General features: G+C 71.3%; 10 protein-coding genes and 1 pseudogene. 5 read left to right on the forward strand and 6 right to left on the reverse strand.

The features are described 5' to 3' along the window. Nucleotides 1-95: 95 nt before the first annotated feature. From E1294_RS48560 to E1294_RS48570, 3 genes and pseudogenes are all read right to left on the reverse strand, one after another. Nucleotides 96-635, reverse strand: a pseudogene (locus tag E1294_RS48560) (CocE/NonD family hydrolase C-terminal non-catalytic domain-containing protein); the annotation flags it as partial. Between the two features lie 30 nt (nt 636-665). Then, complete coding sequence (locus tag E1294_RS48565; RefSeq protein ID WP_132519024.1) at nt 666-1,007, reverse strand: hypothetical protein; 342 nt, start codon at nt 1,005-1,007, stop codon at nt 666-668. Nucleotides 1,008-1,020: 13 nt separating this feature from the next. Continuing rightward, a complete protein-coding gene (locus tag E1294_RS48570) occupies nt 1,021-2,370 on the reverse strand; it encodes a CitMHS family transporter (protein WP_132519027.1) in 1,350 nt (449 codons plus the stop codon). 110 nt (nt 2,371-2,480) lie between these two features. Here E1294_RS48570 and E1294_RS48575 point away from each other — a divergent pair, with 110 nt between their 5' ends. The 4 genes from E1294_RS48575 (at nt 2,481) to E1294_RS48590 (ending at nt 6,744) form a co-directional block, all read left to right on the forward strand. Continuing rightward, nucleotides 2,481-3,425, forward strand: coding sequence for a LysR family transcriptional regulator (locus E1294_RS48575; protein ID WP_132519030.1), 945 nt, complete (start codon nt 2,481-2,483; stop codon nt 3,423-3,425). Between the two features lie 83 nt (nt 3,426-3,508). Further along, nucleotides 3,509-4,711, forward strand: coding sequence for a CaiB/BaiF CoA transferase family protein (locus E1294_RS48580; RefSeq protein WP_220448376.1), 1,203 nt, complete (start codon nt 3,509-3,511; stop codon nt 4,709-4,711). Next, nucleotides 4,701-5,594, forward strand: a complete 894-nt coding sequence (locus E1294_RS48585; RefSeq protein WP_132519036.1) for an HpcH/HpaI aldolase/citrate lyase family protein — start codon at nt 4,701-4,703, stop codon at nt 5,592-5,594. The genes E1294_RS48580 and E1294_RS48585 overlap by 11 nt, the downstream gene beginning before the upstream one ends. A gap of 205 nt (nt 5,595-5,799) precedes the next feature. Then, entirely contained in the window at nt 5,800-6,744 is a 945-nt protein-coding gene (locus tag E1294_RS48590) for a GNAT family N-acetyltransferase (RefSeq protein ID WP_165977906.1), read from the forward strand. Nucleotides 6,745-6,788: 44 nt separating this feature from the next. Here the strand turns inward: E1294_RS48590 and E1294_RS48595 are convergent, their stop codons facing one another. Both E1294_RS48595 and E1294_RS48600 read right to left on the reverse strand, forming a co-directional pair. After that, entirely contained in the window at nt 6,789-7,676 is an 888-nt protein-coding gene (locus tag E1294_RS48595) for an alpha/beta fold hydrolase (RefSeq protein WP_220448377.1), read from the reverse strand. Nucleotides 7,677-7,736: 60 nt separating this feature from the next. Further along, nucleotides 7,737-8,348, reverse strand: a complete 612-nt coding sequence (locus E1294_RS48600) for a GNAT family N-acetyltransferase (protein WP_132519039.1) — start codon at nt 8,346-8,348, stop codon at nt 7,737-7,739. Between the two features lie 131 nt (nt 8,349-8,479). Between E1294_RS48600 and E1294_RS48605 the strand changes: the two genes are divergently transcribed. Next, nucleotides 8,480-9,412 carry a GntR family transcriptional regulator gene (locus E1294_RS48605; protein WP_132519042.1) on the forward strand — a complete coding sequence of 311 codons (933 nt, stop codon included), beginning with the start codon at nt 8,480-8,482 and terminating at the stop codon, nt 9,410-9,412. 324 nt (nt 9,413-9,736) lie between these two features. Here the strand turns inward: E1294_RS48605 and E1294_RS53780 are convergent. Further along, a partial coding sequence (locus tag E1294_RS53780; RefSeq protein ID WP_165977907.1) for a hypothetical protein occupies nt 9,737-10,397 on the reverse strand: 661 nt, incomplete at its 5' end.

The following is a 10,397-nucleotide window of genomic DNA, read 5'->3' on the forward strand; positions in this document are numbered from 1 at the left end:
TATAAGAGACAGACCCGTGACCGCCCGCCCGATCGCCGGCACCGGCGCGGGAGCGGCGCCCAGACCGATCTTGGGCGGGCTGGACGCGGGACGGCTCACTTCCGGTCTTTCCAGGCGGTGAGCTCGATCGTGGTGCCGCCACGGCCCACGCGCAGGTCGACCCGGCCCGCGGGAGCGTCGGAGTCGATCTCCGGGTAGTCGTCGCTGGACACGGTGACCCGCAGGCTGTGCCCGGCGGGGAGCCGGTAGTGGGTCGGCCAGGTGCGGATCTCCAGGTCGTACGTCTTGCCGGGGCGGACCGGGACCGCGCGGTGGTGCCCGAAGCGGTGGCCGGCCTTGAGCCAGCCCTGGGTGATGCGGACGGCCGCGCCGTCGGGGGCGAAGTCCTCGACCACCACCGCGATGTTGCCGTCGGTGGCGCTGAACGCGGCCCGGACGTTCGCCGTGATGTCACTGGCCAGGACGACGTCCGACGTGTAGGGCTTCGTCTGGAACGTCAGGCGCTCATCCGGGGTGCCGGCGCCCTGGTCGGTGTTGACGGTGAAACCGCGGGTGGCGGGGGCGCCGGGACGGGTGGTCAGCGAGCCGCCGTCGCCGAGGCTCAGCCGTTCCTGGCGGGCGCCGCGCGGGGGCCAGGTGGAGAAGCTCTTGCTGGGGGTAGGTCGTCAGGGTCTCGGGGCCGTGTCGCGCTGCCAGCCGCGGATCCTGGCCGAGTAGCCGCGGGTGACGTAGTACGCGGCCGCCGTGCCGAGGTTCACGAGATCGTCGTAGGCGGTGTAGTCGTACACGATCACCGGGAAGCGGCCGTCGGCGTCGGGCCGGTGCAGGTCGCAGGCCAAGTGGCTGCCGTCGCGCAGGGGGACCTGGACGCGTTCCGTCCGCACCTCGTACGTGGCGGGCCTGTCGTAGGGGAAGAAGGGGTCGGCCTGGGCGGCGGCGGGTGTGTGCACGGCGAGAGGAACGGTCAGTGCGGTGGAGAGGGCGGCGAGGATCCGGCCGTACTTCATGGGGGGTGACTCCTCAGAACGAGATGGCGCCGGTCAGGAGTGCGACGACGGTCATGACGGCGGTGGTGGCGAACGCCCAGCCGAAGATGAAGCGCTGGTGCTGGCCGAGTTGCACGCCGCTCATGCCGACGAGGATGAACGTGGCGGCGGTGAGCGGGCTGAGGGGGAAACCGGTGGTCATCTGGCCGAGGATGGCGGCCCTGGCGATCTCGGCCGGCTCGATGCCGAAGCCGCCGGCGGTCTGCGCCAGCACGGGCAGCACGCCGAAGTAGTAGGCGTCGGGGGTGAAGACGAGGCTGAGCGGCATGCTGGTGATCGCCACGAGCAGCGGCAGGTGGCCGCCGAAGGAGTCGGGGATGATCCCGACGAACGCGGTGGCCATCTGGTCGATCATCTTGGTACCGGTGAGGATGCCGGTGAAGACGCCGGCCGCGAAGATCATGGTGGTGACCAGGACGACACTCCTGGCGTGCTTGTCGAGCAGTGCCTGCTGCTTCTCCCAGGTGGGGAGGTTGACCACGGCGGCGATCGCGAAGCCGAGGACGAACAGCACCGGCAGCGGCATCACCTGCAGGACCAGCGCGGCCAGCAGCACGACGGTGAGCACGAGGTTGAACACGGTCAGGGCCGCCCTCCCGCGCTCGGGGGCGAGCAGCGTGCCGGGCCCGTCACCGCGTACCGGCCCGGGCTGGGCTGCGGACTGGGGCCCGGACTGGGTCTGGGCCTTGGGCTCGGCGGGCAGGCCCACGGCGCCGAGGCGGCGGCGTTCCCTGAGCCCGATCAGGTACGACGCCACCAGCACCCACGCGATGCCCGCGGTCATGGCGGGCAGCACGGGGGCGAACACCTCCGAGCCGTCCAGCTTCAGCACCGCCATCGCGCGGGCGGTCGGGCCGCCCCAGGGGACCATGTTCATCACGCCGGCGCCCAGGCAGACGACGCCGGTCAGCACCAGGGGGCTCATGGTGAGCCGCTTGTAGACGGGCAGCAGGGCCGAGACGGTGATGAGGAACGTGGAGGCCCCGTCGCCGTCCAGGGCCACGCACATGGTGAGGACTGCGGTGCCGACGGCGATGCGCAACGGGTCGTCCTTGGCCAGGCGCAGGATGCCGCGGATCAGCGGATCGAACAAGCCGGTGTCGATCATCAGGCTGAAGTACAGGACGGCGAAGGCGATCATGATGCCGGTGGGGGCGACCTTGCCCAGCCCTTCGAGGATCATCGGGCCCATGCCGGCGGCGAAGCCGCCCACGAGCGCCGTGACCACGGGGACCAGCACGAGCGCGGTCAGGACCGAGACGCGTCTGGTCATGGTCAACACCAGGAACAGGCCGATGGTGAGGAAGCCAAGGAACGCGATCATCCGGGTCCTTTCGCCGGGCGGGAGGTTACGGGCAAGTTTCCGAGCACCGGCGTTTCACGTCCACCATCAAAAGTGGATTTATCCATGCGAAATGCGCAACAGTGGGTGCCATGGACGCCAGCCTGCGGCAACTCGCCGCCTATGTCGCCGTGGCCAGGGCCGCCGGTTTCACCGCCGCGGCCGCGCACCTGCGCGTCTCCCAGTCGACGTTGAGCCGCGCCGTCTCGGATCTGGAACGCGTGCTCGGCGTCCAGCTGCTGGAACGCGACACCCGCAACGTGCAGCTCACCGCAGCCGGCCAGGAGACCCTGCGCGTGGCCGAGCAGATCGTCGACGCCCACCGGTCGGGGATGAAACAGCTGCGACGTTACCTGCTCGGCGAGTCCGGCGTGGTCGCCATGGCCACCCTTCCGTCGGTCGCGGCCGTGCTGCTCCCCCGGATGATCTCTGCCTTCCGCGGCAGGCGGCCGGACGTGAGCGTGCGCATCATGGACGGCCTCGAACGCGCCGTGCTCGGCAGGGTGCTGAACGGCGACGCCGACTTCGCCGTCACGACCGTCGGCACGGCCTCCGACCGGCTCGAGCACCGCCCTCTGATCCGCGACCGCTTCCGCGCCGTGCTGCCCGAGAACCATCCGCTCGCCGACCGCGACGAGGTCACGTGGGAGGACCTGGCCGCCGAGCCGTTCCTGGCCGTCGGCCCCGAGTCGAGCGTGCGCAGGCTCACCGACGCGGCGTTCGAGCAGGCCGGGGCCGTGGTCACGCCCGCGGCGGAGGCCGGCAACGTGGCGACCGTGGGCGGGCTGGTCGCCGCCGGCCTCGGGGTGTCGGCGATGCCCGCCCTCGTGCTGCCGCTGCTGGGGCCCGGGCACGTCGTGCACCGCGAGCTGACCGGGCCCGCGGTCGAACGGCGCCTGGACATCGTGGTGCCGGCCCGGCGGACCCTGCCGCCCGCCGCCGCCGCGTTCCTCGACCTGCTGGACGAGGCCCGTGCCGAAGACCGGGAGGTGCCGGCAGGCGCGGCCTGGATCACCACTGATGCACGAACCGCATGAATATATCCGGTGGTTCTCCTGGACCTGCATTTCTCCGCCCATGCACGATGAATCTACGTCAACCAGGACGAAGGAGTTCATGCGTGGCCTCTGAACAGTGCGGGCAGTTGCGCGGCTTGAAGGTGGTGGAGTTCGCCCACGTGGTCGCCGGGCCGCTGGCCGGGTCCATGCTCGCCGACCAGGGCGCGGACGTCGTCCACGTCGAACCGCCCGGCACCGGCGACGCCGCCCGCGCTATGGGGCCGACGCGTGCCGGCGTGCCGTTGTGGTTCAAGGTCGCCGGCCGCAACAAGCGCTCCGTCACGCTGGACCTGCACGACCCCGGCGGCCGCCAGGTCGCCCACCGGCTCGTGGCCTGGGCCGACGTCGTGATCGTCACGCTGCGCGCGTCGCGGCTGCGCGCCTGGGAGCTCGACTGGGAGGCCGTGCACCGGATCAACCCCCGGGCCGTCCTGCTGCAGATCTCCGGGTTCGGCGCGACCTCGTCGCAGGCCGACGCCCCCGGCTTCGGCAAGGTCGGCGAAGCCCGCAGCGGCGTGGTGCACCTGACAGGCTTCCCCGACGGGCCGCCCGTGCACACGGGGTTCTCCCACGGGGACGCGGTGACCGGGCTGATGGGCGCGTACGCCGTGCTCGCCGCCCTGCACCGCCGGGCGAACGATCCCTCATTCGACGGCGAGTGGATCGACCTCGCCCTCTTCGAGCCGCTGTTCCGGCTCGTCGAGTGGCAGGTCATCACCCACGACCAGCTCGGCGTCGTCCCCGGCAGGTCGGGCAACCAGCTGGCTGTCGCGCCCGCCGCCGTCATCAACACCTACCTCTCGGCCGACGCCGAGTGGATCACCGTCACCTCCGCCACCCTGCGTTCGGTCCTGAACGTCGTCCGCCTCGTGGGCCTGCCCGAGGAGGAGTACGCCACCACCGAGCAGCAACTCGCCGGGCGCGTACGCCTGGACGCCGTCCTGCGCGACTGGGTGGCGGCGCGGTCCACCGAGGAGTGCCTGCGCGCGTTCGCCGAGGCCGAGGTGGTCGCGTCGCCGGTCTTCACCGCCGAGGACATCGCCTCCGACCCCGTCTACGCCGAGCGCGGCGACATCGTCACCGTCGACGACCCCGACCTCGGGCCCGTGCGCATGCAGGCCGCCCTGCCGCACTTCCACCAGGCGCCCGGCGGCGTCTGGCGCACCGGGCCCGCGCTCGGCGAGGACAACACCCTCGTCTACCGCGACTGGCTCGGGCTCGACGCCGGGGAGCTGGCGAAGCTGGAGGAGCGCGGTGTCATCTGACCGGCCGCGGCTGCGCTCCCTGCTGTTCGTCCCCGGCACCAGGACCGGCTGGCTCGCCAAGGCCGAGGCAGCAGGGGCCGACGCGGCCATCCTCGATCTCGAGGACGCCGTCCCACCGGCCGGGAAGCCCGCCGCCCGCGCCGACGTGGCCCAGGCCGTCGCGAACGCGACCGGCGACATGGCGCTCCTCGTCCGGATCAACCCGCTCGACGGCTGGGCGGGCGCCGAGGACCTGCGCGCCGTCACCCAACCCCGGCTGGCCGGAGTGGTCCTGCCCAAGGTGACCGGGCCCGCCGACGTGCGGCTGGCCGACCGGCTGATGACCTGGTGCGAGCGCGAGCAGGGCATGCCCGTCGGGCGGCTCGCCCTGGTGCCGCTGCTGGAGAGCGCCGCCGCCCTGCGGGAGGCGTACGAGATCGGGTGCGCCGCCCCGCGCGTCGCCTATCTCGGAGCGGTCACCGGCAAAGGCGGCGACGTCGAACGCGCGGTCGGCTACCGCTGGAGCCGCGACGGGACCGAGACCCTCGCCCTGCGTTCCCGCGTGCTGCTCGACGCCCGCGCCGCGGCCGTGCCCTGCCCGGTCGCGGGCCTGTGGACGGACATCGCCGACCTCGACGGGCTGCGCGCCTTCGCCGGGCAGAACCGTTCCCTGGGCTACGAGGGGATGATGGCCATCCATCCGTCCCACGTCCCCGTGCTCAACGAGGTGTTCTCACCGAGCCCCGAGGAGCTCGCCCGCTACGAGCGGCTCGTCGCGGCCGTGGACCGGGCCCAGGCGAGCGGTGCCGGCGCGATCTCTTTCGAGGGCGACATGGTGGACGAGGCCATGGCGGCCAGAGCACGAGCCGCCCTCAGGGACCACGCCACGCCGCCCGGCTCATAGGCCCGACCGTGAAATGGTTTGCGCGCGGGCCGGTGATCGGATAAACCTTGCAGCCGGACCCCTGGCGACAGTAGCAAGGGTCACGACAGCGAAAGGAGGGATAAGCCCATGATGTCCATGATCACTGCGCTTGTCTCCTCCCGGGGCGCCGACCTCGTCTGACCCCCGGAGCGGACGGGCGCCTTCACTGGAGCGTGCCTCGACCGTGGAACAGAACAACCTGACCGTGCGCCCGATCACCGGGCGCGACGAACTCGAGCTCTTCTCCCGGCTGCCCTATGTCCTCAACGAGGAACTCGCGGACGACCTCGCAGCCGGCCGCCGGCGACCGCAGTGGATGTGGGTCGCCCTTCGCGGCAATCGCCTGCTGGCCAGGGCCGCCTGGTGGTGCCGCACCGGCGACGACACACCCTTCTTCCTGGACGTTTTCGACATCGACGACAACGACCCCGCCCCCGACCGCGTGGACATCGGCGTGCGGTTGTTGCGGACCGCCATGGCCGGCGTCGTCCCGGCAGGCGCCCGTCCACCCGAGTACGGTCGCTGCGTCCCGCCCGGCTGGCGCGACGACGGGGTGGCCAGGCGCGTCGTCGAGGACCGCATGGCCGCGCTGGAACGGACCGGCGCCCGCCTGTTCGTCGAACGCCTGCGCCTGGAGTGGCGTCCGGGAACGCCGATCCCCGAGCCGAGCGGGCGCCTGAGGTTCCGGCCGGTCCGCGACACCGAGGAGATCCTCCTGCTGATGGCGCAGGTCCTCGACGGCACACTCGACGCGCACAGCAAGGACGACCTGACCCGGATGTCCGCCCGCGAGGCCGCCGTCAGACACTACGAGGACGAGCTCGCGCACTATCGGAGCCCGCGCGACTGGTGGCGGATCGCGACGCTGCCGGACGGCGAACCGGTGGGGTTCGTCACTCCAGCCCGCAACGACTACAACCCCGTCATCGGCTACCTCGCCGTGGTGCCCGCGCACCGGGGCAACGGCTACATCGACGACATCCTCGCCGAAGGCAGCCGTATCCTCGCCGCGCAGGGTGTCCCGCGCATCCGGGCGGCCACCGACCTCGGCAACGTTCCCATGGCGAACGCCTTCCAGCGCGCCGGATACGTCAACTTCGAACGCTCGATCAACATGACCTGGGAATGAGCCGGGGCATCGCGCGGGGAGGTCCCGGACGGCCCCCGCGCGGGTCAGCGCCTGAAGAGCCCGGCGAAGATCTCCACCAGTTCTGGCCGGTCGAACGGGCCGACATGGGGTGCGGCGACGCTGCGCACGTCGGTCGGGTTGTCCGGAGTGAGACGGTCGGCCTCCTCGATGAACCGGTCCTGCAGCGCCGGCGGAATCAGCCGGTCCTGGGTGAGCCGCACATAAGTCCGGGGGATCCGGCCCCAGGTGTGCGCTTCGCCCCGCGCCTCGGCCAGGGGAATGCTCGCGCTCTCGTCCGGCTCCAGCATGTTGAGCAGCCGTCCCACCTCCTCGTCGGTGAAGTCGCCGGCCAGGGCCTCCTTGACGCCCTGGAACACCACCGGGTCGGCCGAACGCCAGTTGAGCCGGCTCGCTCCCAGGACCGCCGGGTCGGCGACCATCGCCGCGGTCACCCGGGGAAGCAGGCTGTCGCCGTTCTCCGGCGTCTCGAGGTAGGCGGTCAGGTTCGGCAGGTCAACGCAGCAGTACGCCGCGACGTAGACGACCCGCTCGAGCAGGTCGGGCACGGCGTTGCCGACTCTGCTCACGGTGACGCCTCCCTGGCTCATGCCGGCGAGGATCACGGGCCCGTGGCGGCGGGCGCGGCGCACCACGTCCACAACGTGCTCGACGTAGTCATCGATGGTGATCTTCGAGAGGGGCGACGGTTCGGTTGCCAGCACTTCGATGTCCTGCGGGGCCTGGTACGAACGGGGGTAGAACCCCTGGCGGCCATGCCCCGGCAGGTCGACGCCCACGCACCGGTGCCCGCGCAGGGTGAGTTCGCCGATCAGCCCCGAGGCCAGGACCGACGAGGAGTTGGTGCCGTGGACGAGCACCAGGGTCGGCGGTCGCCGGTCGGCGTCGTGGGTCGTGGTCATGGACGTGCTCATGGACGTTGTCTCCTTCTGTCTTGCTGTCTTTCTGCCGGGCGGATGGTGGGGAGCCGGCGGTCAGCGGCGCGGCGGGCGCCACATCGGCCACAGGAGCGGGCTGTCCGCCACCCGTACCGGCCGGCCGATTTCCTCGAACCCGTGCCGCTGGTAGAGGGCGCGACTGCGCGGTGAACTCGACTCCAGGTAGGCGGGCAGGCCGTCGGCGTCCGCTCGTTCCAGCCGGTGGCGCAGCATCGCCGAGCCGAGCCCGGCGCCCTGCCGCCCGCCGATCACCCCCATGCGCGGAAGGTAGAGGTGCGCTTCGTGTCGGGGGTGCCGTGGGGCCAGCGCCTGGCCCAGGGCCCGCAACCGCGCGCCGCTCTCGCCGAAGACCGCGTCCTGGCCCTCTTTCTGCGCGTCGGGGCTCTCCTCATAGGGCGTCTGGCCCGCGGCCAGCGTCTGCCACACCGAGGCGCCCTCGGAACGGCCGGCCAGGTACGCCTCGACGGCGGGGTGGGTGAGCAGCGGGCGGTGGAAGTGCGCCTGGAGGCAACCTCGCGGGCCCACGTCTGGGAGGAGCCAGCAGACGAGGGGATCGTTCATGAACGCCTCGGTCAGGACGTCCAGCACCCTCGGCTGGTCCGCGTCACCTGCCCGGCGCACGGATGCGTACGGTGTATCAACTGTCATGCGCACATCGTAGTGACGCGGCGACGAGCTGGGCAGCTATGGGGCGAATGAGCAGCATGAAGTGCACTAGTACGAGAAGGATTGACCTAGTACACTTGACCGGCGATGTCGTCGTCAGATCCGGAGGCCCCATGCCGTCGTCGAAGGAACCGCCATACCGGCGGATCGTCGCGGAGATCCGTGCCCGGATCCGGGCAGGCGACCTGCGGCCAGGCGATCGTATGCCCTCCGTCCGGCAGATCGCCCAGCGCTGGGGCGTCGCGGTCGCGACCGCGACCAGGGTGACGGCCACGCTCCGCGACGAGGGGCTGGTAGAAACGAAGGTCGGCGCCGGCACGGTGGTCAGCACCCCCGCGGGCCAGAAACAGCCGGCCGCCCCGAGACGGCGGCAGGACGCCATCCCCAAACAGGCGCTCGACCGGAAGCAGGTGCTCCGCACCGCGATCGCGATCGCCGACGTCGAAGGGCTCGACGCGGTGTCCATGAGGCGGCTCGCGGCCGAGCTCGACGTCGGTCCGATGTCGCTCTACCGCCACGTGGCCGGCAAGCACGAGCTCGTGACGCAGATGGCCGACGAAGCCTTCGGCGAACCGGAGTTGCCCGTCCCGGGGCCGGACGGGTGGCGGGCCAAGCTCGAACTGATCGCCCGCCTGCAGTGGGAGCTGTGCCGGCGACACCTCTGGCTGCCCGGCGCCGTCTCGTTCGTCCGCCCGCTGCTCGTCCCCAACATGATGGCGCACACCGAGTGGACCCTGCGCGCACTCGACGGGCTCGGGCTGACGATGTCGACACGGATGCGCGAGGCGCTCACGCTGCACACGCTGGTCCTCCCCGTCGCCCGGTCCATGGCCGCCGAGGTCGAAGCCGAGCAGGAGACCGGCGTGACCCTCGGCCAGTGGCGGCTGTCCCAGCGGAAGCGGACCGGCGAGCTCCTCGGCAGCGGACGATTCCCGCTGCTGGCCACGGCTCAGGAGGACGTGGTGTCGGACCTTGACGGGCTGTTCGAATACAGCCTCGCCCGCCATCTCGACGGTTTCGCCGCGCTGGTGGAGGATCGCCCTTGATCCGGCCCTGCCGGAAGAAGCCGGATGCGATCGACGGGATGACCGCGTGACCGACGCCTCCGCCTCGGCGGCGGTCAGCAGGTTGTCCATGGTCGTGCGGAAGAAGGCGGGTGAGGTCTCGTCGAAGGCCGGCGGCTTCGTGAGATTGACGACGACGTCGGCGCCCGTCGGCGCCTCGGGAAGCCCTTTACCGCTGAGCAGGGCCACCCCGGTGGACCTCGCGTGCGGCACCGCCTCGTGCCCGCGCGCGTCAAGGATCTTGACCACCCGGGACCCGATGAGGCCGGTCCCGCCGATGACGGCGCGCCGGCGTCGCCGGCCGCCTCAGCCCGTCAGGTTCTTGAGGGTCTCCCTGGCGATCTCCTCCGCGCCCTGCAGGAGCTCCTCCTCGGGGACGGGCCGGCTGTCCTTGTTCGACAGGATTTCGCGGCCCTTGTTGTCCGTGCCGTGGAAGTGGACGTCGATGGTCGTGTTGCCTCTGACGACGAGAAGCCAGGCCATCGCCGTACGCCTGGCGGTGTGCTCGTTGTAGATCGCGTACGCCCCGTCGCCAAGATCGCTGATTTCCTTGATCTCCCCATATTTCGTGTTGTACGGGGCGCCCTTGGTCTGGCCCGACTCATCGCGCATCGAGCGCCACATGAAGTCGGCGTCGTCCAGCGCGGAGTCGTTGTCCGGGAAGACGTTGACCTTGACGTTGATCGAGCGGGACTCGTTGTAGCCGCCCTTCATGTTGTAGCCCTTCTGGTGCCACGCGCAGTCCTTCCGCTTCGCGCCGTAACCGTCCTTGGCGACACCCGGCTCCGACTCACTCTTGGGCGCCAGCCGCGAGGTCAGGCTTGCGGGGAGCAGGTCGCACACCTCGGGCACGTCCTGGAGCGGCGGGAAGGTGGAGGTCACGGTCGAGGACGGCGACGAGGAGGGCGCCTGCGCCGTGTCGTGCGGGGACGCGGAGGGCGGGCTCGCGGTGGGGCCGAGGGTCGGT

This window comes from Nonomuraea diastatica, from assembly GCF_004349015.1.
Classification (GTDB): Bacteria; Actinomycetota; Actinomycetes; order Streptosporangiales; family Streptosporangiaceae; genus Nonomuraea; species Nonomuraea diastatica.

Excerpts from the sequence above, each read along its gene's own strand:
- E1294_RS48575 (WP_132519030.1), top strand. The coding sequence starts at position 2,481 with ATGGACGCCAGCCTGCGGCAACTCGCCGCCTATGTCGCCGTGGCCAGG.
- E1294_RS48565 (WP_132519024.1), bottom strand. The coding sequence starts at position 1,007 with ATGAAGTACGGCCGGATCCTCGCCGCCCTCTCCACCGCACTGACCGTT.
- E1294_RS48595 (WP_220448377.1), bottom strand. The coding sequence starts at position 7,676 with ATGAGCACGTCCATGACCACGACCCACGACGCCGACCGGCGACCGCCG.
- E1294_RS48600 (WP_132519039.1), bottom strand. The coding sequence starts at position 8,348 with ATGACAGTTGATACACCGTACGCATCCGTGCGCCGGGCAGGTGACGCG.
- E1294_RS48605 (WP_132519042.1), top strand. The coding sequence starts at position 8,480 with ATGCCGTCGTCGAAGGAACCGCCATACCGGCGGATCGTCGCGGAGATC.
- E1294_RS48570 (WP_132519027.1), bottom strand. The coding sequence starts at position 2,370 with ATGATCGCGTTCCTTGGCTTCCTCACCATCGGCCTGTTCCTGGTGTTG.